General features: G+C 31.8%; 20 protein-coding genes, 1 pseudogene, 1 riboswitch and 1 other annotated feature. Of the genes and pseudogenes, 4 read left to right on the plus strand and 17 right to left on the minus strand.

Annotated features, from left to right (window positions below):
- Nucleotides 1-17: 17 nt before the first annotated feature.
- The 5 genes from NSQ69_RS13150 to NSQ69_RS13170 form a co-directional block, all read right to left on the minus strand.
- On the minus strand, nucleotides 18-1,256 hold the full coding sequence (locus tag NSQ69_RS13150) for an MFS transporter (RefSeq protein ID WP_341099354.1): 1,239 nt from the start codon (nucleotides 1,254-1,256) through the stop codon (nucleotides 18-20).
- Between the two features lie 65 nt (nucleotides 1,257-1,321).
- Nucleotides 1,322-1,579: a binding site (T-box leader), on the minus strand.
- Between the two features lie 192 nt (nucleotides 1,580-1,771).
- The gene (locus tag NSQ69_RS13155) at nucleotides 1,772-3,910 is read right to left on the minus strand and encodes a penicillin-binding protein (protein ID WP_078203296.1); all 2,139 of its coding nucleotides are present in this window, start codon (nucleotides 3,908-3,910) and stop codon (nucleotides 1,772-1,774) included.
- A gap of 237 nt (nucleotides 3,911-4,147) precedes the next feature.
- Entirely contained in the window at nucleotides 4,148-4,747 is a 600-nt protein-coding gene (locus NSQ69_RS13160; RefSeq protein WP_078207079.1) for an undecaprenyl-diphosphatase, read from the minus strand.
- A 273-nt stretch (nucleotides 4,748-5,020) separates the two neighbouring features.
- Nucleotides 5,021-6,010, minus strand: coding sequence for a zinc-binding dehydrogenase (locus tag NSQ69_RS13165; protein ID WP_263894878.1), 990 nt, complete (start codon nucleotides 6,008-6,010; stop codon nucleotides 5,021-5,023).
- Between the two features lie 154 nt (nucleotides 6,011-6,164).
- Nucleotides 6,165-6,683 (minus strand): GrpB family protein, encoded by a 519-nt coding sequence (locus tag NSQ69_RS13170; RefSeq protein WP_002127634.1) that lies wholly within the window; start codon nucleotides 6,681-6,683, stop codon nucleotides 6,165-6,167.
- Nucleotides 6,684-6,809: 126 nt separating this feature from the next.
- On the opposite strand from NSQ69_RS13170, the gene NSQ69_RS13175 reads away from it, so the two are divergent.
- Both NSQ69_RS13175 and NSQ69_RS13180 read left to right on the plus strand, forming a co-directional pair.
- Nucleotides 6,810-7,691, plus strand: coding sequence for a serine/threonine protein kinase (locus NSQ69_RS13175; protein ID WP_078203299.1), 882 nt, complete (start codon nucleotides 6,810-6,812; stop codon nucleotides 7,689-7,691).
- Between the two features lie 46 nt (nucleotides 7,692-7,737).
- On the plus strand, nucleotides 7,738-9,057 hold the full coding sequence (locus tag NSQ69_RS13180; protein WP_002127637.1) for a sensor histidine kinase: 1,320 nt from the start codon (nucleotides 7,738-7,740) through the stop codon (nucleotides 9,055-9,057).
- A 99-nt stretch (nucleotides 9,058-9,156) separates the two neighbouring features.
- Here NSQ69_RS13180 and NSQ69_RS13185 read toward each other — a convergent pair whose 3' ends face one another.
- The 4 genes from NSQ69_RS13185 to NSQ69_RS13200 all read right to left on the minus strand — a co-directional run bounded on the left by NSQ69_RS13185 (nucleotide 9,157) and on the right by NSQ69_RS13200 (nucleotide 12,443).
- Nucleotides 9,157-9,255: a YjcZ family sporulation protein gene (locus NSQ69_RS13185; RefSeq protein ID WP_000007808.1), complete on the minus strand. Its 99-nt coding sequence runs from the start codon at nucleotides 9,253-9,255 to the stop codon at nucleotides 9,157-9,159.
- Nucleotides 9,256-9,390: 135 nt separating this feature from the next.
- Nucleotides 9,391-10,191: an energy-coupling factor transporter transmembrane component T family protein gene (locus NSQ69_RS13190; RefSeq protein ID WP_002127638.1), complete on the minus strand. Its 801-nt coding sequence runs from the start codon at nucleotides 10,189-10,191 to the stop codon at nucleotides 9,391-9,393.
- Nucleotides 10,184-11,884 carry an ABC transporter ATP-binding protein gene (locus NSQ69_RS13195; protein ID WP_002168273.1) on the minus strand — a complete coding sequence of 567 codons (1,701 nt, stop codon included), beginning with the start codon at nucleotides 11,882-11,884 and terminating at the stop codon, nucleotides 10,184-10,186. Before NSQ69_RS13195 ends, NSQ69_RS13190 begins: the two co-directional genes overlap by 8 nt.
- Nucleotides 11,885-11,894: 10 nt before the next feature.
- Nucleotides 11,895-12,443 (minus strand): ECF-type riboflavin transporter substrate-binding protein, encoded by a 549-nt coding sequence (locus tag NSQ69_RS13200; protein ID WP_002168272.1) that lies wholly within the window; start codon nucleotides 12,441-12,443, stop codon nucleotides 11,895-11,897.
- Nucleotides 12,444-12,582: 139 nt separating this feature from the next.
- A riboswitch (SAM riboswitch) is annotated at nucleotides 12,583-12,698 on the minus strand.
- Nucleotides 12,699-12,848: 150 nt separating this feature from the next.
- Between NSQ69_RS13200 and NSQ69_RS13205 the strand changes: the two genes are divergently transcribed.
- Nucleotides 12,849-13,532, plus strand: coding sequence for an aspartate/glutamate racemase family protein (locus NSQ69_RS13205; RefSeq protein WP_078179126.1), 684 nt, complete (start codon nucleotides 12,849-12,851; stop codon nucleotides 13,530-13,532).
- A 49-nt stretch (nucleotides 13,533-13,581) separates the two neighbouring features.
- Here the strand turns inward: NSQ69_RS13205 and NSQ69_RS13210 are convergent, their stop codons facing one another.
- From NSQ69_RS13210 to NSQ69_RS13245, 8 genes and pseudogenes are all read right to left on the minus strand, one after another.
- Nucleotides 13,582-14,760 carry a macrolide family glycosyltransferase gene (locus tag NSQ69_RS13210; RefSeq protein ID WP_002168270.1) on the minus strand — a complete coding sequence of 393 codons (1,179 nt, stop codon included), beginning with the start codon at nucleotides 14,758-14,760 and terminating at the stop codon, nucleotides 13,582-13,584.
- 256 nt (nucleotides 14,761-15,016) lie between these two features.
- Nucleotides 15,017-15,547, minus strand: coding sequence for a signal peptidase I (gene lepB / locus NSQ69_RS13215; RefSeq protein WP_341099357.1), 531 nt, complete (start codon nucleotides 15,545-15,547; stop codon nucleotides 15,017-15,019).
- Nucleotides 15,548-15,624: 77 nt separating this feature from the next.
- Nucleotides 15,625-17,751, minus strand: a complete 2,127-nt coding sequence (locus tag NSQ69_RS13220) for a peptidoglycan D,D-transpeptidase FtsI family protein (RefSeq protein ID WP_003189518.1) — start codon at nucleotides 17,749-17,751, stop codon at nucleotides 15,625-15,627.
- A 219-nt stretch (nucleotides 17,752-17,970) separates the two neighbouring features.
- The gene (locus NSQ69_RS13225) at nucleotides 17,971-19,758 is read right to left on the minus strand and encodes a PAS domain-containing sensor histidine kinase (protein WP_002127645.1); all 1,788 of its coding nucleotides are present in this window, start codon (nucleotides 19,756-19,758) and stop codon (nucleotides 17,971-17,973) included.
- 353 nt (nucleotides 19,759-20,111) lie between these two features.
- The gene (locus tag NSQ69_RS13230) at nucleotides 20,112-20,963 is read right to left on the minus strand and encodes a Cof-type HAD-IIB family hydrolase (RefSeq protein WP_341099360.1); all 852 of its coding nucleotides are present in this window, start codon (nucleotides 20,961-20,963) and stop codon (nucleotides 20,112-20,114) included.
- A 177-nt stretch (nucleotides 20,964-21,140) separates the two neighbouring features.
- Complete coding sequence (locus NSQ69_RS13235; RefSeq protein ID WP_341099364.1) at nucleotides 21,141-21,719, minus strand: cysteine dioxygenase family protein; 579 nt, start codon at nucleotides 21,717-21,719, stop codon at nucleotides 21,141-21,143.
- Between the two features lie 114 nt (nucleotides 21,720-21,833).
- Nucleotides 21,834-22,700: pseudogene (locus tag NSQ69_RS13240) on the minus strand (cytochrome P450); the annotation flags it as partial.
- Between the two features lie 93 nt (nucleotides 22,701-22,793).
- A complete protein-coding gene (locus NSQ69_RS13245) occupies nucleotides 22,794-23,096 on the minus strand; it encodes a hypothetical protein (protein WP_000717620.1) in 303 nt (100 codons plus the stop codon).
- 257 nt (nucleotides 23,097-23,353) lie between these two features.
- On the opposite strand from NSQ69_RS13245, the gene NSQ69_RS13250 reads away from it, so the two are divergent.
- The gene (locus NSQ69_RS13250) at nucleotides 23,354-23,875 is read left to right on the plus strand and encodes a DinB family protein (protein ID WP_002168266.1); all 522 of its coding nucleotides are present in this window, start codon (nucleotides 23,354-23,356) and stop codon (nucleotides 23,873-23,875) included.
- Nucleotides 23,876-23,977 lie beyond the last annotated feature (102 nt).

Raw genomic sequence — 23,977 nt, forward strand, 5'->3', positions numbered from 1 at the left:
AATAAAAACCAAGGGAACTATTTCGAATTTATTGATTCAGCGGAATATACCTTAGACCGCGATGGTAATAAAGTAAACACGCACAATATGATAGTAATAAGTAGCATTACCAATACTCCTACAATGACTACAAGTTGTATAGAAGTGAATTGAGTTGCAACGCCGAACAGAATCGTTATAAAAATTGTAAAAACAGCTATAACGAGCCCGTATATACTCCCGATTCGTCCCATCATATGAACCGGAACGTTATTTTGATAAAATGTGTAAAATCCCGTATTTGCATATGCCATAGAGAAAGATAAAACAAAGAATCCGATAGCAGCTATTAAAAACTCACTTGAAAAAGCATAAATCAAATATCCGATTGCAATGAATAATGATCCTATCCCAATTAGAAATGAAGGTGCTAATTTTTTTGATAAAAATGTATTTGTTATGGCTCCTAAAATAAAACCCGCTCCAGCGATACTAACTAGGAAGCCATACTCACTATCTGTTAACAATAAAACTTCTTTCGCAAATGATAGTTCAAGTGAATCTATAGCGGTAGCTAAAACCATCATTCCTTGGAATAGGAAATAAACACATCCTATATACACAGATTTTTTGCTGAAATTTAAAACTCTGTTCCAATCTTTTTTTAGTACAGTTAGAGATAACTTATCACTTGATGTATTAGAATCGTATTTTTTATCAAGATCAGGTAAAAGTAATGTAATTAACCCTGATAACAGAAATGCTATAGCATTCATATATATAGCAAACTCTGGTGTACCAGTTATTAATAATATCCCCGCTACTGCTGGACCAATTAAAAATGCACCAGATCCTATTAAACTACGTAGTGAGTTGAAACGTTGTCTTTGCTCTACTGGAATTAATTTCGTCATATATGTCATAGCAGTTGGTTCATAAATCGCACTGGCCATGCTTATAAAAAATACTAAGAGATAGACAATCCAAAGGGATGGAACCAAGGGTAAAATAGCGATAAATACTGCTCGATATATATCGAGGTGAATCATTAACTTTCGTTTATTTAAACGATCTATCATACTTCCTGACCAAGCGTTTGTAAATAAAGTGGCTAATGGTTTTATCACATATAAAGTAGCGACAGCTAAGGCTGAGCCACCCATATTATAGACAAGTACATTCAGTGCGATTAAATAAATCCATGCACCTAAATTCGCAATACCAACTCCGGACAATAGTAATAAAGGATATTTCCAATCTTCAAGTAATTTTTTCACTTTAGGCACCCGCTTTCTAAATTGTTTTAAAACAATAAAAAAATCTCGTCCCCAAGACTTTTAGTCTTAGGGACGAGATTTATCATCGCGGTGCCACCCTAGTTTGTTAATATGTCACCATATTAACCTTATCAGGTACTGCACTATTTTCATGCTTATACCTTATCTCTATAACGGGAGCTCCCGTCACACCATCCACTTTTAAAAGGTTCCGATGTGCTGCTCAGAGGCTTGGTTCAATAAAGAATTTTTGCTCCTTTTCAGCTAAATAGAGCTCTCTGTGAAAAATTCATTTTATTTACTCTTCTCTTCACTGCATTTGGTTTTTTCCATATTATCACATAGGTTTTATATTGTAAATGATTAAAAAGAATAATCAGTTTTTTTAAAAGTGAGCAGCCTTTATAATTTTGTAACTTGATTTTTTATTTATTAAAAAATACGGTGCGTGAAATTGCTTGTAACTCTAAAAAAAAAAGAGCCTATTATACTATAGACTCTTACAAAATTCGATATTAATTTGTACTCGCTTCTGCTAATGGTTCTAGAGGCGGTTCCAAATCTAGTTTTAAAGTATCACCTTCTTGTATATATTCTCCCTTTTCAATGCTTTGACTCGTTACATACCCTGTACCTGTTGTTTTTAAATCTAATTTCAACAACTTAGAGAAATACATAACATCACGCATTGACCAACCTTTTAGGTTAGGCATTTTCACATTACTTCCTACTAGAAATATGCGATCTCCTTCACTCATTACTTCGCCAGTCTCTGGATATTGTTTTATTATCTTTCCTTCTCCTAATAATACCGGCTGAAGTTTCTCTTTTTCTGCAATATTTTTTACAGTATCCATTGTTTGATTTACATAATTTTGTACTTTTATTTCAGATTGCTTTGTTGCATCTGCCATTTTCTTTTCTGTATATGGTTTCACTTTTAAATATTCTAGACTATTTTTCATAACTGGTTTAAAAATTTCAGCAAGAGGCTGAGCACCGTATTCATTCCCCTTTAATTTAGGTTGCTTAATGGCTAAATATACGACTAATTGCGGATCATCAATTGGAGCCATTCCTAAGAATGAAAAAATATAATTATCTTTCCCTTCCATATATCGTCCATTTTCAGGATTCGGAATTTGCGCTGTCCCTGTTTTACCACCAATCGGATAACCATGAATTTTATACATCGTTCCCGTTCCTTTAGATGATGTTATAACACGCTCCATTAAGTTCCTTACCTTATCTGCGGTTTCTTTTTTAATCGGATTCCCTATTTCTTTAGGTTGATTTTCCATAATAACTTGTTTATTTGTTGGATTTACAACCTTATCAACAATATAAGGTTGCATCATTTTTCCGTCATTTGCTATAGCTGTGGCCGCTTGTACTATTTGAATAGGAGTTACAGTTGAGCCTTGGCCGAAAGATGTAGTAACTTGTTGAATTTGAGTATTTAACAATAATGTATTTTTACTTTCTCCAGGTAAATCTATCCCTGTTTTTTGATTGAAACCAAATAAATTCATATATTGCTTGAATTTATTTGGTTTCAGTAACTGATCTTCTAAAATAGAAAAAGCAACGTTCGATGACCGTTCAAACCCTTCATCAAATGTAATTGAACCCCATCCATAGCCGCCATTATGATCTTTAATCTCTGCTGAACCAACTGCATATTTTCCTGATTGGAAATATTCTTTCCCGTTATATACACCTTCATTAATTGCAGCAGCTAATGTAAAAACTTTCATTGTAGACCCTGGTTCGAATGCATTCGCAATTGGATCGTTTAAAAAATATTCAATGTCTCCTTTGTTAGGATTATAACTAGGCTTACTAGACATTGCTAAAATCTTACCTGTTTTTGGATCCGCAATAATACCTACTAACATAGAAGGATCATAGTGTTGCGCCGCTTTATTCATCGCGTCTTCTAAAAAACTATTAATTTGTTTATCAAGCGTAAGATATACGTTATTTCCATTTTTAGCAGGTTCTACTTTTCCTATATCATTTGTAAGTGGGATTCCTTTTCTTGAACCTACATATGAAACATTACCATTTGTAGAGCGCAAATATTTATCCAAACTTTCTTCAAGCCCAAACTTCCCCACCGCATTACCTTTATCGTCTGGTCTTGCAAAACCAAGTATATACGAGGCGAAATCTTCATTTGGGTATACTCTGGCTTTTTCTGTTGTGAAAGATACACCTGGTATTTTCAAATTATTAATCTCTTCCTTCGCTTCTCTAGATAAGTTACGTCCAATTTTACCAATTTCAACTTGCGTACGTCCTTCGTGAAAATTTTTCATGATCTCCTCTTTATCAACTTCAAGCGCATCTGCTAAACGTTGTGCGGTATCTTCTTTATCTTTTAATTTATCTTTTCCTTTTAGGTTTACAACGATGCGATATGTCGTTGAGTCTTGGACTAATACTTTACCGTTTTGATCATAAATTGTCCCGCGATTTGCCTCTAAAACTCCATTTTTGTTTTGTTGTTCCTTCGCAAGATCCTTTACATTAACATTATGCACGACTCCTACCGCTTGAATATAAAACATACGTAAAAGCATAGTAAGAAACAAAACAATAAAAGCAATCATCATATATCGAGCGCCTTTATTCGTTTGAAGTTTATGCATACTAATCTCCTTTCCTTTACAATGCATTAATGCGAAGATGCGCTACTAAATATGTTCTTTAATATAGTAGATACTATATTTTTCGAAGTTTTTTTACTAATTCCTCTATAACAATAAGAAAACCAGTTCTGTTGCTATTTGTTTTTTATTAATTCTATGTTTTTTAACATAAAATACGGTAAGTGAAATTTAAGAATTTTCAAATAAAAAGAACCTACTTTTTGTAGGTTCTTTTTATTAAGCTATATGGTTATATTTCGCTAAAAAAGGAACTCGTTTTGCTACTAGTGCATACATTTTGAAAATAAATTTTGCTAACGGTTCAAATATACGTGCGCTTTGCATCACTAATCCACTTGTAATAAATGTTAAGAACGCAGCACCCAGTATATCTAGAGGATAATGAACGCCTACGTACATGCGTGATACACCGACTAATATTGCCCATATTAACGCGATATATTTAAGTTTTTCTCCTCTTAGAATAAATACGAAAGCAATCGAAAATACGAGTACAGAATGATCACTTACAAATGATGAATCTGCTGCATGCGGTACTAATTGATTTACATGATGTGTTATAAAAGGACGCGGATGGTAATATACCGCATGTATAAGAACATTTACTAATAATGCAATACTAACTGAAAGTGTCGTATATAACACTGTATATTGTTTTCTAATTGCATTCTCTTTCTTTCCATTATTGAACCATAGGATAAGCATAAATAGTATAGCTACATATGCAGCACTATTTGTAATAGCGATCATTAGCGTATCTAATAGCTTGGATGATTCAGCAAAGTTATTAATCCATTGAAATACTGTGTAATTCATATTACTCTCTCCTTATTATTACTCATTGTACTTTAAATAAAGATACAAGTGTTCTTGATTTACACAGTATACAACATCAATATGAAAATGGGCTTAAACTTTTCTCATCTAATTCTCATTTTGCTACTATTCATTTGACAATGGCGTAACTATTTACACGAGCTAAATATGTATAAAGGTTGTAAACCATTTTAAATAGTATGGTGAACACTCTATGCATGGATATAATACATAACATATTCATTTAAATATATTAGTTACGAAATCATATTCTTATTCCATACGAAGGGCAATATTACCGAATTGTTCTCCTTGCTGCATTCGATTTAAAGCTTGGATTGCTTCTTCTAATGGATATACTTTATCAATAATTGGTTTAATATTATATTTCTCTATAAAATGAACCATCTCATTAAATTCTTCACGGCTTCCCATTGATGTTCCCATAATATCAATTTGATTATAAAATAATGCTCGTAACGGTAATTCGATTTTATCTCCTGAACTTGCACCAAAGTTAACGATTCTTCCATTTGGTTTTAATATATCAAAATATTTTAAGAAAGTCGCCGGACCTATACTATCTATAATTAAATCCACTTTTTCTCCATGTAGGCACTCGTCCCAATTACCAGAACTATTAAAAGAAAAGTCTGCTCCATATTTTTCAGCAGCCTTTCTTTTGTCCTCTATCCTTGAAGTAACACTCACCTTTGCTCCAATTGCTTTAGCAAATAACATAGCATAAGTAGCTACACCACCGCCGATTCCCGGAATTAGGACATGTTCTTCAGGTTTTAATCTACCTTTTGTAAAAAGCGCTCTATATGCAGTTAATGCCGATAAAGATAAAACGCCAGATTCTTCCCACGTAAGATATGATGGCTTTTCCACTACATTTTCTGCTGGTACAATAACATATTCAGCAAATGTTCCATCTGCTGGTCCACCTAGTACTTCAGGTAACTCTGGTATTTCATGAGTATTATTCCATCCAATACTAGGGTTAATAATAACCTCGGTATGTAGTGAAATATTTGAAACTCCTTCTCCTAGTTCTATAACAATACCTGCACCATCTGACCCTAAAACTAATGGTAGTTCCATTTCTTTTCTATTATTCATTATAAATAAATCACGATGATTTAAACCTGCTGCTTTTAATTTCACTTTAACCTCTCCAATGTTAGGAGTTATCTCAGGTGATAATTTATATTCTAAACCTTCTAATCCTTTTTTATGTTGATGTACAATAGCTTTCATTAATAATCCCCCTTAATAATTTTAATGTACTAAAAATATCGAAATAAATAAAATAATCTGATTGTAACAACTGGAAAATAATAAAAATCATTATGATGAAAAAACAAAATCCTCCCCACACTTTTTTTGTAGGAAGGACTTTAATTGATACTACTTATACTTTGTTAATACTCTTTTTGGCCAATGTTAATATATTTTGAATAAACGGTGCTTTTGCATTTGTATATGAAACACGATCAAAAGGATAGGTAGCAGCAAGCATCTCTTTTAATTTTCTATATTCTTCACGTGCCCACTCATGATTTATTAGAAAGTCTCGAAATAAAAGGTTGTTCCTCCATTCTTCGCTATTATAAATATAAACATGTAAATGGTGGGTACCAGCTCTCCATTTACCTTTTCTAAAAAAACGCCAATTAGGTGTTTTTTTAGGAACATATTCATAGCCAATTTCTTCTAGGGCTTCCCTCCAATTTTCGGTAATTTGTAAATTTGTTACGCCGATCATCATATCAATAAGAGGTTTAGCCCCTAACCCTTCTACGGCTGTGCTTCCGATATGTTCAATAGCAATAATTTCTTCATGGAGTAACGGCACAATTTTATTTTTTTCATTTAAAAACTCTGTATGCCAATATTGTTGGTACGGTTTAATTATGATTTTTCCATCCATTTGCTTTCCTCCTTATAACTGTATATTATTATATTTATAAAATTTAAGTTTATAAATATAGGGATTTCACAAAATATGTCGAATACTGTAATGGACAACTTAATTATATTAAATTTGAGGTGAATTATGAAAGATATTCCAGTTAAAATTCAGTTAGATACTATAACATTCCAACTAAAAAAACATCATAATTTTGATTGGCTTACAAAACTAGGTACAGTATTTGCGGTTTTTGACCAACAAGATTCCGGTAATATAAGTTTTGGTGTTGAAAAGAATGGGAAAAAGAACTTTATAAAATATGCAGGGGCACAAACACTCGCATATAATGCTTCTACAAATGAAGCAATACAAAGATTAAAAAGCTCAGTTACTATATACAATGAATTAAAACACGTTTCTCTTATCAGTTTAATTGATCACTACCCTGTACAACATGGATATGTTTTAATTTTCGATTGGTTTGACGGTGAATGTCTTCACCCGCACTGGAGTTTCCCACCCCCAGCAAAATACAATGATCCTAACTCACCATTTTATAAATATAAGAAATTATCCGTTAAAGACAGACTGATTTCATTAAATTCTATTTTTAATTTCCATACTTACGTTGAACACAAATACTATGTAGCTATTGATTTTTATGACGGTAGTATTTTGTACAATTTTAAAACTAATGAAACAAAAATTTGTGATATTGATTTATACAGTAAAAAGCCGTATGTAAATAAGATGGGACGAATGTGGGGGTCATCTCGTTTTATGTCACCTGAAGAGTTTCAACTTAACTCTATAATAGACGGACAAACAAACGTATTTAATATGGGGGCTATAGCTTTTGCACTACTAGGTGGCGGGCAAGATCGTTCCTTTATGAAATGGGAAGCTAGTGAAGGCTTATATGAAGTAGCATACCGTGCTGTAAATGAAAATCGTAGTGAGCGCTATGCGTCAATGGAAGAGTTTAATAATGCATGGTTAAAAGCCTATAACACTGAAAATCTATAAAAACTACATACATTGTAAAAGTACATGTAAAACTTGTACTTTTATAATGTATAATACATATGGGATTGAAATTCAGGATAACGGGGCATGTATTATGAACTTTGTTTACATTAATCAAAATGTTTTAAATAATCTTCTTTATATTTTAAGCAGTATATTTGTTTTTTATTTTATTTATGATAGTGGGTACTTCGGGAAGAAATATAAGAAACTACTTATCATTCTTTGTACGAGTATCCCACTAATTTTATGTATGCGGTATCCCATCTATATGGATGAAAATTATATTCACGATTTAAGACAAATCCCCTTTTTAATTGGTACACTTTATGGTGGATTTCCAGTCGGTATTGCATTACTCATGATTTTATTAATAATACGTTTTATGTTTTATGGTTTTAGCCTGTTAACAATCATTGTTTATGGAACGATGTTAATAATTACAGCATTCGCATCATCAAAATTTAATACATACAATAGGAAAATAAAAGTAACTTCATCTATGTTTTTAACTTTTTTCCTTGCAATATTTACAACAGTAATTGTTTTAACTCTATCAGATTTTGAAGTGAATAATTTGTACATTATTTATTTCATTCTATTACCAACTATTTTAATATTATTTATGGTCTATTTTAATGAGGTTTTAAAAGATGCAATATTTATGCGATCAAAATTAATAAAAGTCGAAAAAATGGAGATTGTCAGCCAACTCGCTGCAAGTATTTCACATGAAGTAAGGAATCCATTGACTGTTGTAAAAGGATTTACACAACTTTTAAAAACACCCAATATAACTCAACAATCCAAAGATGAGTATATTGAACATATTCTTGAAGAGTTAAATCGTGCACAAGCAATTATTGATGATTACTTAACTTTTGCCAAACCGGCTTCAGAAAAACTAGATCATATTTCAGTGGAGCACGAGTTAAATCGAGTTATTAATATGATGTTACCTTTTTGTAACATGAATAATATTAATATTACAAAAGAGTTCTCAGAGGGAACAATTATTGGTAATACACAGCACTTCCATCAATGTTTTTTAAATTTAATAAAAAACAGTATAGAAGCAATGCCATGTGGCGGTGATCTTATTATTTCTGCATCTGTTAGTAATAATAAAGTTATAATACGGATTCAAGATAGTGGAATTGGAATGTCGCAAGAGCAAATTAATCGATTTGGCGAACCATATTTTAGTACAAAAACGAAAGGTACGGGTTTAGGAACGATGGTTGCTGTTAAAATTATTGAAACGATGCGAGGCAGTTTAAAAATCCGAAGTATCGTTAATAAAGGAACTACTTTAACTATTACATTCCCAAAATATAATAATGAGAGCACGTTGCATAATAAATAAAAAAGGAGCATAATGGCTCCTTTTTTATTTCGATACAAAAAGTATCTGCTATGTTTTTTTAGTTTACATTTAGAAGAGACTAATTAGAAATTAGTACCCTTAGCTCCAACAGCTACATCCAACAATAATTAATAAAATAAATAACACAACTAATAAAGCGAAACCTCCACCAAAACCACAAGAACCACCGAAACTCATATTTTCTCCTCCTTTTGGTTTGAAAACTAATAGGTAGTTGATCATTTTAACTGGTTCGTATTATACAGTATGTGTATCTCCTTTTTTTGAGCATGTCTTCATAAAAATTAGTAAAAGCACTCTATTGAGAGTGCTTTAAAATGGGTACCAGAAACTTTGGAATACATTCAGCTTTAAGTAAACTGCAATAATCAAAATGATAATACCAACAAAAAGTGTGATGTAATCCTCCTTTTGTGCGTCTTTTGCATAGTACCACGTTCGTTTATCCTTTTTTCCAAAACCTCTTAAATCCATTGCATTTGAAACAGTATCAATCCTTTCTAATGAATGAATAATAAGTGGCCAAAAAATTAAAACACGGTTTTTCATACGAATCCACAAGCTCGCTTCTCCTTTTTCAAAAGGTACGCCTCTTGCTTCCTGTGCGTGTCTAATGATTATATATTCAGATTGAATGCTTGGTATATAACGTAGTGCAATATTTATTGCATATGTAATTTTATAAGGAACAGCAAATTTATTTAAGCTGCTCACAAATTCACTTGGATGAGTTGTATAAATAAAAAGAAGTGTAAATGGTAATAACGTAAAATATTTCAATGAAAGTGTAGCTGCATAAAATAAAGTTTCATATGTAATTGTTGCATAACCTATATAAAAAAAAGAGGTATACGATCCCGTTAATTCCGATCCATGGGTGGGCGTAATGAAAAGAATCATAACGGAATTTAATAAACTAAATGTAAATATAACGCTGAAAATAACTATAATTTTACGCAATTGAATTTTTGCAATTAAGAGGCCGATACATCCAACAATAAATAAAATTAGCAATATACGAAAATCAAAAAATAAAAAAGTAAGTGTCATACAAAATATAAATAAAGATAATTTAATTGCACCATCCATACGATAAAAATACGTATTATGCATATTCCTCCCTCCTATTAGCTTCAATATAAAGTTTCACAAATGTTTCTGGAGTTGGAATTCCGCTTAATTTAGCTAGTTTTATTAATGAAATCTCCCGTAGATTAGCTCTTTGTAACGTTCCTTGATCCCCTAAAACAGCAGATACAGTATTGTCCGCAATAATTTTCCCTTCATGCAGAACTACCGCTCGATCTGCATATTCTAAAGCAAGATTCATATCGTGTGTGATAATAATAAAGGATATGCCCCTTTCAGCCAGTTTTCTAATAAACGACATAAACTGTTTGTAATGGTAATAATCTTGTCCAGCTGTCGGCTCATCTAATACAATAAGTTTTGGGTTTGTTATAAGTACAGATGCAATAGTAAGCCTCTTTTTTTGTCCATAGCTTAATGCCTGAATTGGCCAGTTACGAAATGGATATAATCCACAAATTCTTAAAGCTTTTTCGACTCTTGTCTCAATCTCATCTTTAGAAACCTTTTTTAATTGTAATGAATATGAAACCTCTTCTAAAACAGTAGGCTGTGTAATCATTTGATTTGGGTTTTGCATAACGTAAGAAATAACTTCCCCGCGTTTACGAATAGACCAACAATTTATATTTTCTCCATCGAATGTTATTCTCCCATTCTTTGTTTTATTTATTCCTATAAGAGTATGAGCTAATGTCGATTTCCCTGCTCCATTATGACCCAATAAGGCTATTATTTCTCCCTCTCCTATTGAAAGGTTGATATCTTCTAAGGCTGTATGTTTGTTATTGTACGTAAATGATAAATTTTCTATCTTGCATAAAACTTTTTTAATATATTTGTTTTTTGATGAAACTTGCTTATGCATCCAGTTCTTTAATAGGCTATGAACGCCTGCATTACGAAGATTTTCAATTGGAAATACCTTAACATTATTACTATCAAAATTTAATTTCTTTAGCGCCTCTATATAAATAGGTTCTCTTAGTCCGATATTTGGTAATATATCAGAATTTAAAATACTATCCGGTGAACCAACGGCAATAACTTCTCCCTCATCTATTAAAATAATTTTATCTAAATCAAGGTTTAAAATTTCTTCTATTCGATGTTCAATAATTACAATTGTTTTATTATATTTCTCATGTATATTTTTAATGAGTTCTATTGTATTCAAACTACATGCAGGATCCAAATTAGCTAACGGTTCATCAAATAATAATATATCTGCATTCGTCGTTAGCAGACCTGCAAGAGAGACTGTCTGTTTTTGACCTCCTGATAATTCATGCGGACTTTGTGTATGAAAGTCCTGCATGCTTACCTTTTTTAAAGAATCCGTAACAATCTTTCTCATTTCTATTTGATTTACACAATCGTTTTCTAATGCAAATGCTACATCCTCTTCGACAGTAAGGCCTATAAATTGTGCATCTTGATCTTGTAATATTGTCCCTACGTGTTTACTCTGTTCAAAAACACTACCTTTTCTCGGATCCTTTCCAGCTATTAAAATGTTACCGGTACTTATCCCTTCGTAAGAAAATGGGATTAGCCCATTTATACAATGAGCTAATGTTGACTTACCTGAACCACTTCGTCCAGCGATAAGTACCTTTTCCCCAGGATATATTTGAAATGTAATATCTTTCAAAGTAGGCTGCGTAGCATGCCTATATTGAAAGGTAAATTGTTCAAAAGAAATAATTGGTTGCATGTATTCATCCCTACTTTTCAATTTTTAAATGTGTATGTTTCTTATTTGATTTCGCTAAGCCGATCGTGATTGGTAAGCCAAGAACTAAAAATACGATAACGTCTGCAATTGTTGCGCCTAGTACTTGTATAACTATTTTGTCAAACGGTTCTCCCATCACAATAATATCGAATGCTCCAGCAAATATAATAGCTATGACAATACCAATTAACCCTGCAATTGCAAAATAAGAAATATCACGGTTATTATACGTTCCATGTTTTACACTAAAACCAAATCTTTTTTGTATGAGTCCCATTGCAAAACCAATAATACCTGAACTAATAACCCATCCCCACCAAATACCCCAACCAGCGATCGTATCTGTAACGGTATGACCGATGAGTCCTATTAAAAGCCCTGCTACCGGGCCAAATAACGCTCCAAAAACTGTTAAAATAGCCAATGCGGGTTTAATAAATGTATTCGGTGCGATAGAAAATCCCCAAAGCCCTAATACCCCGTATAAAGCTGCTCCAATTCCAATAGCTACTACTAGCTTTGTCGTTAATTTATTCATTACAATTCCCCTCTCGTATTATTCAACTTTTAATACTCTATATTTATTTTGAAAATGAATTATGCATCGACACTTCCTTTCTATACAACAAAAAATGACCTCTTTAATAAGAGGTCATTTTCTTTCACGTACAAGAATCCCCTTATCTTTCAAAAGACACATAGTGTCCTCTGCGGAATTAGCACCTTCCTATGTAATTACATAGGGGTTGCTGAGGTTTCATAGGGCCGTTCCCTCTACCTCTCTGGATAAGTATGTATTTGTAATCTGTATTATGGCACTAACAATAAATAATTTCAATACTTTTCTTACTATTTTTATTTTTCGATAAATAGTTCAACTAAATCATTGTATTCTTATCGGAATTGTGAAATAATAAATTCAAAATTGTTACGGGAGGAATGCATGATGAAAGTAATTGGCTTAATTGGCGGACTAAGTTGGGAATCAACATCGTTATATTATAAACATATTAATACACTAACTCTCTCTCAATATGATCAAAATGCGAAGCTTGTTTTATATAGTATGGACTTTGGTGAAGTAACTACATTATTACAAAATCATCAATATGAAGAAGTGAAAAATGAATTAGTCGCAGTAGCAAAAAAAGTAGAATACTCTGGAGCTGAATGTTTACTAATGTGTTCTAATACTGTACATCTATTTGCTGAGGAAGTAGAACAAGCAATATCAATCCCACTTCTTCATATCGGTGATGTAAGTGCTAAAGAAATGGTAGAACAGAATATAAAACGGATCGGATTATTAGGAACGAAACAAACAATGGAAGAAGATTTTTATACATCACGACTAGCAAAATATAACATTGAGACAATTATCCCAAATGACGAAGAAAGAACTTTTATCCATCACGTCATATTAAATGAATTAAGTAGAGGAATTATTTCAGAAACATCAAAAGAAAAACTAATACAAATTACCAATTCATTAATTAATAATGGGGCTGAAGGAATTCTACTTGGCTGTACGGAAATTCCTTTGCTCATTTCCCAAAATGATCTATCTGTTCCTGTTTTTGATACTGCTTATTTACATGCGAATACTGCTGTACAATTTGCTGGATAATAATATAAAAGCATACAGGTAGAGCCTCTATGCTTTTATATTATCCGAACTATTTATTTAAAAGAGCATCAATAACTGCAATGGCTCTTTTGGAACCACCACACTCTAAAAAACTTTCATTCAGTTTTCGAATGCCATGTTTATACTTTTCATTTGAAAGAACGTCTGTTACCGCCTTTTTTAAAGTTTGCACATTAACATGCTCTTTCAATAATCTATGTGCTGCCTCCAGCTCAGTTAATCTTTGCGCTATCATAGGTTGATCTTTATCATGCGGTATTATCACAAATGGGACATTATAATGGATTGCATCGTGCACACTATTCATTCCACCATGTGTAATAAAAACATCTGCTTCACTTAATATTTCTGATTGAGGTACGTAAGGGGTTATAATAAAGTTGTCTGGCGCTTGCTTAATTTTTGAAATATCATTTCTATCACCAATCGCCATTACTACAATCCCTTCGAAATTTGAAAAAGCATCAATACAAGTATTAAAAAATGGTTCGAGCCCTTCGAGAAGTGTTCCCATTGAAATATAAATAACTTTCTTTTTTGAAAGCAATTCAAGTGGAAACTTTACATTTGTTTTGCGCTTTATAATACTCGGTCCAATAAAAACATTGTTTTCTCCGAACGAATCGCTATTAGGTTGAAAATAACGACTTGTATACACGAGACTAATATCTCCCTTATTATGCATAAATTGAAGATTATTTTTGGGCTTTACTCCAAATTCATGTTCCATTTGATACAGTAACTTTTCAGAGAGTTCATCGGGTTGGAATTGTATTTCTGCATTTGGATGAAAAGGCAAGGTTTCCAATAATACTGGTGGAATTAAAAATATAGGAGAGGAAACTATGCCTGGAACTTGTAAATATTCCTTTACTAACTCTCCAGCACCAAATATATCATAAACTACGAAATCAAAATTAATGCTTTTACATAATCGTTTCGTAATTTCTAATATGTATAAAGAAGTTTGAACATGTACATGAAAGAAAGATTTTAATCCATATGAAGTTTCATTATCAATAGAAATCTCCTTTAATAAATCCGGATGAGTATGTACAATGGCTCCCAAAACTTCAAGCCTTTCCTTAAAGCTTTCCGTTGTAATATAGTGTACGTTATCACCTCTTTCAGTAAAGGCCTTTACTAAACTTAATGTAGGATTTACATGTCCCTCTGCAGGGAAATTAACTATTAAAATATTCATCACTTATTTCTCACTCCTTACAATTCAATCTTCTTATTAATCGTACTGTTATTATTACAAGCAACCTTCCCTTAATAGTCCCAATATACTTACTACTTTAGGTTGATAAATAATTATCAGACATTGAAAAAGGCATCTACATAAAATGTAGATGCCTAACTGTGATAAGGAGTGTTCTGTGAGGTTAGGATAAGCTTTTCTGCTTGTCCTATGCTATCAATATATGATTTATTTTATAAAACGTGCAAATCTAATAGAATTATTTTATCCATTTTATTTGATCAAATGGATAATATACCATTTTCACTTTACCTATTATATTTGACTCATCAATTAGTCCAAGCGTATTCCTACTATCTTTACTATGATTTCGATTATCACCTAACACAAATAATTTATGCGTGGGAACTTTCATTTCTCTACAGTTTGAAAAACGATTTGATACTTGTGACATATCTAACTGTATATACGACTCATCACGCTTTTTACCGTTAATATATACCTCATCGTCTCTTAATTGTATGTTATTCCCTGGTAATCCAATAATTCGTATCACGTAGTATGTAGGCGAGTCTTCTTTTTTTATTATTACAACATCACCATGATGAAAAGAAGAAAAATAGATGCTAGCCCTATTAACTAGTATGCGATTATTCTCATTCAAAGTAGGTTGCATCGAAATTCCTTCTACCATACAAAATAAAAATAACTTATTAATAAAAATAATTCCTATTATAATTAAAATATAGCTACATATTTTTCTCCAATCTTTTAGAATCAATTGCTTCATAGATACCTCATTTCTAATCTATTCGTATGTAAAAAACGTCTCTAGTTCATATAATTGCTAGAGACGTTTCGTATATTTTAATTCTCTTTAGAGTCATCTATTTTTGGTGCTTCGCCAGTTAATCGCTTATTTTTCAAATCAAAATAAGCATCTAAAACATCTTTTCCAATATCAGAGTTAATACCTGATTTATCATTTATAACCCATGGCACAACAACAGAAAATGCTACTTCTGGATCGTCATATGGCGCATATCCTGCTAATGTTAAATTATAGCATTCTCTACGATCGCCTTTCTCATTTCTCCCAATATCACTTTCTCCACCGTATACAGTCTGTGCAGTTCCTGTTTTTCCAGCTGGTTTATAGGGTGCTTTTTGGAACGCCTTTACTCCCGTTCCATCCCCTTCTTGGAATACTTTCCTAAAGCCTTCTTTTACTTGATTGATATATTCTTCTTTCATATCAATTCTATTTAAAACAACGGGTTCTATTGATTGTACTACTTTACCGACCTCATCTTTTTGAACGGTTTGTTCTCTAATTTCTTGAAGAATTTGTGGTTTCATACGATACCCGCCATTTGCAATAGTTGAAATATATTGTGCAAGCTGAAGTGGTGTATACGTATCATACTGGCCAATGGAAAAGTCTAATAAGAAACCTGGCTGATTATCTTTTCTCCCAATTTGCCCCGCTGTTTCATTCGGTAAATCAATGCCTGTTGGAACACCTAAACCAAATTGTCTGAAATAATATCTCATCTTATCAAAGTATTCTTGTTTAATATCTAGTGAACTGTTCTTTACATAATCCACACCAGCAATTTTTAATGCTGTGTTAAACATATAAACGTTAGAGGAAACTTGTAAAGCTCTTAGGTCATCTATATCTCCAAAATCTTTCCATGACTTTTTCTCCTTAGTTCCTTTAAACTTCATAGGTGCATCATAAAAATGTGTTCCCGGTGTTATAGCTTTTGTTTCAAATCCGGTTAATACTGTAGCACCTTTAACAGTTGATCCAAGCTCATATGAACTTGTCAGCGTACCTAAAGCGTAATCTTCTACTTCCATTTTTCCGTCTTTTTCTACAAGTCTTTTCCCAGCCATCGATAATACTTGGCCGTTTTTCGGATTCATCATTACAACAAAAGCACGGTCCAACATCGATTCTGAACCTTTATAGGCCTTTAATATTTTTTCTATGCTCTCTTCTACTTTTTTCTGTAATTCCATATCAATTGTTAACGTTAAATTCTTGCCGCTTTTCCCTTCAGAAACTGTTTCTGTTCTAATTGTATCACCTTGTTTATCAGCAATACTTCTTACTTCTTTTTTCGTACCATGAAGTACATCTTCGTATTGCTGTTCGATGTAACTTTTCCCAACACGATCATTCCGGCTATACTCACGCACTAAATAATAATCTAATCGTTCACGTGGTAATCCTTCATCAGCATTCGAAACATTTCCAAGAACTGAACGGAATAAGCCATCATTTACATAGAGCCTTTCCCAATCAACTGATGCGTCTACACCTGGGAGATTTGCTAAATTTTCACTAATCACAGTATATTCCTTTTCACTAACATCTTTTTTAATAATTTGAGGTGCCATTTGATAACCTGAAGTCATTTTACTTTTAATAGCTAACACTTCTATGTCTTTTGCTGTTAATTCTTGAAGATTTTTTTCTGTAACTCGCTTTCTTTTTAACTCTTCTATTTTTCTGTCTAACTCTTTTCCGTTAATATCCTTTTCTCTAAACTTATCTATTTCCTTTTTAGATACTAAATCTTGAGTAAGTTTTGGATTTAACTGCATCCAAAAATCTTTCTTATCCGTCTCGGTTAACTTATCTATATCTTCTTGCGGCATTTCAATTATTTCTGCAAGTTGTCTTGCAGTTTTTAGCATTTCTTCCGATTTTACACCTTTCACCTTTGTATATGTAATCGTACGTAAAGACTTATTGTCCACTACTGGATTCCCTTCACGGTCATAAATTTTGCCGCGTGGTACTGTAAGACTAACAGTTGCATTCTCTCTTTTTTCTACTTCATTCTTATATGTTTCTCCATCGAAAATTTGTACTTTACCTAACTGGATTATAATTCCAGAAAATAATAAAAATACGCAAAAGAATAAAATATTTAACCGTATAGGTAGTGCTCTACCACTCTTTTTCTCTTTCTTTTTCACCTTGTCATAATCTCCTCCTTACAACATTTTAAATATTTTTTAGCTCTCTATATTAAAAGTAATGTACAATTTCCACACATTACTTTGTACGTATATTAATATAACGTTTAAAACTTAATAGAAATTAAAACAAATATAAAGAAAAAGTAAAGTTTACTAAATTAAATATAAAAATACCCAATAACAAAAGCTTAGCTTTGTTATTGGGTATTAGGTATTTTAGGAATTAATATTAGAACGTATTGAAATACATCTATCATCACAATTTGATAGAGATTGTTTACTCTGAATTTTCGGCAAGTACATCGTTACAGTTGTCCCGACACCAACCTCACTCATTATACTTATTGTTCCTTGATGACTTTCAATAATTTTATAACTTAACATCAATCCAATACCGGTACCTTTTTCTTTCGTACTATAAAAAGGTTCACCTAATCTTTTAATTCTTTCTTCAGGTATTCCTATTCCTTCATCTATTACACTAATAACGACACCATTTTTATGTATTTCTTTTATATGGATTGAAATTCCCCCCCCATTTAGCATTGCTTCAATTGAATTTTGCAAAATATTAATAAATACTTGTTTCAATTGATTTTCTGAGCATTCAATGATTATCTCTTTGGAATCTGTAAATAGTTCAACTTGAATATTTGTCATGATTGCTTTTGTATTAATTAATGATACGACATTTTTAAAAATTTGATAAATATTTTTCTTTTCTGTATTTATTTCATCAGTTTTAGCAATCGACAAAAACTCTTGGAGGATTGCTTCTATTCTTTCTATTTCGGAAAGCATAAGGTCAAAATATTTTTCTTGATCTTCTTTATTAATTTGGAATAACTGTATAAATCCTTTAATTACCGTTAATGGGTTTCTCACTTCATGAGCTACACCGGCTGCTAATTGACCAATTGCCGCAAGTGTATCTGATTTATTTAGCAATTCTTCTGCCTTTTTCCGCTCTGTAATATCGCGGACAATGATCATAATTTTATCTTGTAATAATGGTAAACATCTAGCTTCAAAGAAATCGATACTTCCATTAATTGTTAGAGGATATTCTACAATTACATTCTTTCCTTCTTCTTTCAATTGGCGAATTGCTTCTTGAAATTGCTGTGCTACTGGAGACGGTAATATTTCGTAAAACTTTTTTCCCATAAAAGCTTCTGCGGGTACGTAAAATTTTGTAGGAGATCCTGCTTTATAATCTATAATTGTCCCATCGTCTTCTGTTAAAAAACATAAATCTGGTAAAGCTTTAAAAATTAATTCTAATTCAGAGGTTTGTTGTTTTAATTGCCCTTCTATCGTTTTTAAATGTGTAATATCTACCCCAACAGCCCAGTAACTAAATCCTGTTACAGGAAACTGCTCAGATATATTGGACCACATTATCGTTTTAATTTCACCATTTTTACATGTTAAACTCATTTCCCAATCTCTAAAATTTTTTCCACGAGTCAAAAATTTATTTTGTATTTGATGGCGATAATTATGGTCAGGATACAGTAATTGAAGAGCGTTTGGATTCCCAATTATTTCTTCAGCAGTATAACCTGTTACAATCTCGCATTCTCGATTCCACAAAACAAAATCTCCATTATAGTCAAGCGCATCAACCATAACAGGCATGTTTTGTAAGATCGTATGTAGTTCTTCCTCTTTTCGAGAAAGTAACGATGTATTTTTACTTTGAACTGCTTTTTTCACCCCAGCTATAATGAGGTTAGAAAGCATTTCAAAATATTTTTGGCAATTGAAAATTTCGCTTCGTTTGGACCATACAACAAAAGATCCTAAATATTGATTGTATAAGAAAAGGGGGATTTCGATTTTGGGAAGTTTACATACTTTCATTTCATTAATTCCAAATGAAAATATACATTCGTTTTCAGCATCAAGAAGTTGATGTGATATGTTGGTTAATTTATAAAATTGTTCTGCCATGGTTTCTATTGTACTCACATCAATAAGTTCCATTAGCCGCGCATTCATTCCTTTTTCACCTCGATATGTAAAATTTATACAAATTAAAAATTCATACTTCTTCATTATACGAAGAAAGTGCCCCTAGGTATATAGCTGTCGAATAATTATTCAAACAAATTCTATTTTTCAATTAAAAACAGAAAATAATATGGGATTGTTACGCGCTGCTAGTAGCAGTATAAAAATACAATAACCGTAAAATTCACAAAAGTTTCACAACTTTCATGAAAAATATAAACATTTATTCCAATATATTCTATACAATGAGTTGTAATAAGGCTTCTATGAATCTCATAGAATACCTTACCCCTAATAAAAAGAAAAAAAGAATCTATTTGGATTCTTTTTTTCTTTTTTTATTACATTACATATTTATATAAAGCATGTGCGACACCATGTTCTTCATTTGTTAACGTTTCGTATTGACACATCACTTTTATTTCTTCAACTGCATTTCCCATTGCAATTGATATATTTGCTTTCTCCATCATAGAAACATCGTTTAAGCCATCGCCTATTGCTACAGTGTTTTCAACTGGAATATTAAGATGTTCTGCTAAAGTATATAATCCATTTCCTTTTTGAGCATCTCGATGATTAATCTCTAAATTATGCCAATAGGAAGATGTAATAGCTAAATCCGTATTATGCAGAAATGTTTCTTTTAATTTTTTTAATTTCTCTATGTCATAAGAAAACGGTAAAAGTTTATGCACATGTATATCCATTTCTACAATTGGTTTACAACTTTCTGTACTATGAAATGCTGTATGCTCAAGGTATAATGCAGCAATCGTTTCTAACTCTTTCAAGTTGAAATTTTCTTTTGAATTCTTTACATACTCGATTTCATTTCGTACACTCTCTACGCCATAATCCGGTACATACACACCTTTATTAGTATAAAGCTGATAATACAAGCCATTCTCTTCAAGATATTCTACAATCTCAAGTGCCTGCATATTTTGAATTGGATATCTCTTCATCATTTTCTTATCTTTATAAATAAGGGCACCATTTTCCGCAATAATTGGACACTCTAAATTAACTTCGAACAATAATCGTTCAATATCAACGATAGAACGCCCTGTACAAATAGCTACAACATGGCCTGCTTCCTGACATTTTCGAATTGCTTCTGCATTTTCTTTACTTATCATTTTATTACCGGAAAGAAGGGTTCCATCTAAGTCAATTGCTATTAATTTCATTATTTCTTCACCACTTTCTATAAATACACGAGATTTATTTAACGAAAAGGTATCGTTTTCATATTGAGCTCGTTAAGTACTTCTTATTTATAATTTATGAAAAGCGTTTCAGGTCAAGAAATAATTAAAAATAAAATCAAAAGCTTTTCTCTTTAAAGAAAAGCTTTTGATTTTAAACTATGAACTATAACTAATATATTTTGTCTCACACATATACACATTCTTTTCTTCAGTTGGGAAATATACTTCAAACTTTTCTAAACGTTTTCCGTAAATATGAATCGTGACAACGCTTTCGCATTCAGCTATTTTAAGAATATGACAATCAGCTGGTGGAATGACTTTATCTGTTTCTCCTTCTCCCAAATAAAGATTTCCTGTATGGGTTAAATAAACAAGTGAATTTTCAAGCTGCTTAGTTTGTATAAAGTTCTGCACCATTATCCTTCCTGAAAAAACGCCTTCTACTCCCCATGTACCATCATGATCATGTAAAGGTGTAGATTGTCCATCTTTCCATACAAGAGCTAATACTTCAAATCGCTTTAAAGGATCTTCATATAACAAGTGTCGTGCATATTGAGCCGAATTCGCCTTCTGTTTTTCTAGCGGAAGCCATGTTTTTTTTTCTAAAAGTTCTTCTAGTAATTTTTCAATCGCACAAACAATTTGATCTTCTAATAAATTACTATCAATTAAATCCGTTACAGCTTTAATAAATGTTTGAAACGTTTCACTTCCATTACACGTTAACATAAGCATCCTCCTCCACTCTTCTTTCACACACTTCCATACTAAATAGACCACTAAAAATTTACAATTGAGAAATAAAAAAACAAGGTACAGTAATTTTGTACCTTGCTGAACGTTTTACCTAGTTTTCAAAAGAATAGGTAAGTATTTTAATGTTTGTTCATTTTCTAATATACATTTTTCTAAATTGAACGATGGAGATAACTCTATTTTTTCAAAGGCATTTATAAAGGTAGTTAATGCAATCTCAGCTTCTAAACGTGCAAGTGGCGCCCCTAAGCAAAAATGAGGACCTTTACCAAAGGTTAAATGCTTTTCATTTCCTATTCTGTGTAAATTAAATTTAGAAGCTTGTAAGAACTTTTTCTCATCTGAATTTGCTGCACTAACCCACGTAACAATCATTTGATCCTTTTTCATAAAAGGTCCAAATATATTTGTGTCCGCTGTAATCCTCCTAGCTAATGTTATGGGAAAGCGATAGCGTAAAACTTCCTCAATCGCTTTTGAAATTAACGTAGGTTCTTTTCTTAACTCTTTATATATTCCAGGTGAATCTACTAAAAAGCAATAAAAGCTGTTAATAATTAAATTTGTAGTTGTTTCATTACCTGCCGCTAATAAACCTAAAGAAAAAGTAACTATTTCTTCATCGGTTAATCTTTCACCTTCATATTCAGCTCGTATTAAATCTGAAATAATATCGTCGGTTAAATGATATCTTTTCTCTTGAACAATTGGAAGCAGGTACGTTTTAAATTCATTTAACGCAATTCCTTTTTCTACATCCAAATCGTTAAATTTTTCTTTACTATATGGCATAAATAAAATATCAGACCATTCTTTAATCTTTTTACGATCCGTTGTTGGCACTCCTAATAAATCGGATATGACGGTAACAGGTAAAGGTGCAGCAAACTCTTCAACGATATTAACCTCACTATATTTTCCGATATTTTGTACAAGTTCATTTGCGATAGACTGATATGTAAATATAATAAAAAACGAATGATTAATAGAAATATTCTACGCCACTCGTTTTTTATCGGACTTCTTTTTACTGTACTTTTATTTTCTTTATGAGTTATTAGAAAAATAATTGTCTATATAAGTCTTTATTTTTTCAAAATCCTTTTCCATAAATAAGATTGCTGGTACTTCAATTATTGGAAGATTATTTTCATTATCAAAAGGTGGACACGGTTTGGGAACTACCAAATAGTCAACTGAGTTTTTATCCCTAATATAATTAATTGAAACATCATAATACTTAGAAAAATATCCCTTCAAATCATCCTGATTCCTTAAAAATGGTAGAGAAAATATTGAACCATAATTTATACCAGCGTCGACAATTAATACAAAGCATATTTTTTTCATGATACACCCTCCTCGTATAATAAGTTTTAAGTTAATAACTGTTCCTTGAAAATTAAATAGTTTTTATCTTCAAGAGCTACATCAAAAAAATGATGTATGGGTAAAATTTAGTCTTGGATAAGGTAACACTGATAAAAACAGGTTTCCTTTTTCTTTATATTCAATTAAATTATATCATTATTTTACATGAATTTTCAGACTTTGTTTTTTTTATTTTATTGGTAAACTTATGCTTAGCATGAATTGGAGGGATATATATGATAGATTATAGAATAATTTCAAAAGAAAACTATTCAAATAAGATTGGAGAGCTTGTAACAATGCTTGAACATACAAGAGATGTTACATTGAGCGAAATCTCCAATTTAAACCAAAGTGATTTAGATTTCTTACCAAACGGTAGTTCAAACACTATTGGTTCTCTCTTATCACATATTGCAGCGATGGAGTTTGTTCATCAAGTTATCTCGTTTGAAAAAAGAGATTTAACTGAAAGTGAATATCTAAAGTGGCGAATTTCTTTAGAACTTGGAGACAAAGCAAGGGAAGGAATAAAAAAGCAATCTTTAGATTATTATTTGAATGAATTATCACAAGTTAGAGAAAATACACTAACATATCTGAAATCAAAACAAGATAGCTGGTTATTCGAGGAAAACAAGTGGGATAATGGTGTGCCTTATAATAATTACTACTTGTGGTTTCACGTTATGGAAGACGAAATTAATCATCGTGGACAAATAAGAACAATTAAGCGATTGATGGGAATGAATAAATAAATCTTATTCAACCAAAGGGTGCTTTACTTGAGAAAGTCACTAGAAGAGTCAAATGATAACTATGAACTGCCCCCAATTGCTAGGTTTTGTTTAACAATTGGG

It is taken from the genome of Bacillus sp. FSL R10-2201 (assembly GCF_038008665.1).
Taxonomy (GTDB): Bacteria; Bacillota; Bacilli; order Bacillales; family Bacillaceae_G; genus Bacillus_A; species Bacillus_A mycoides.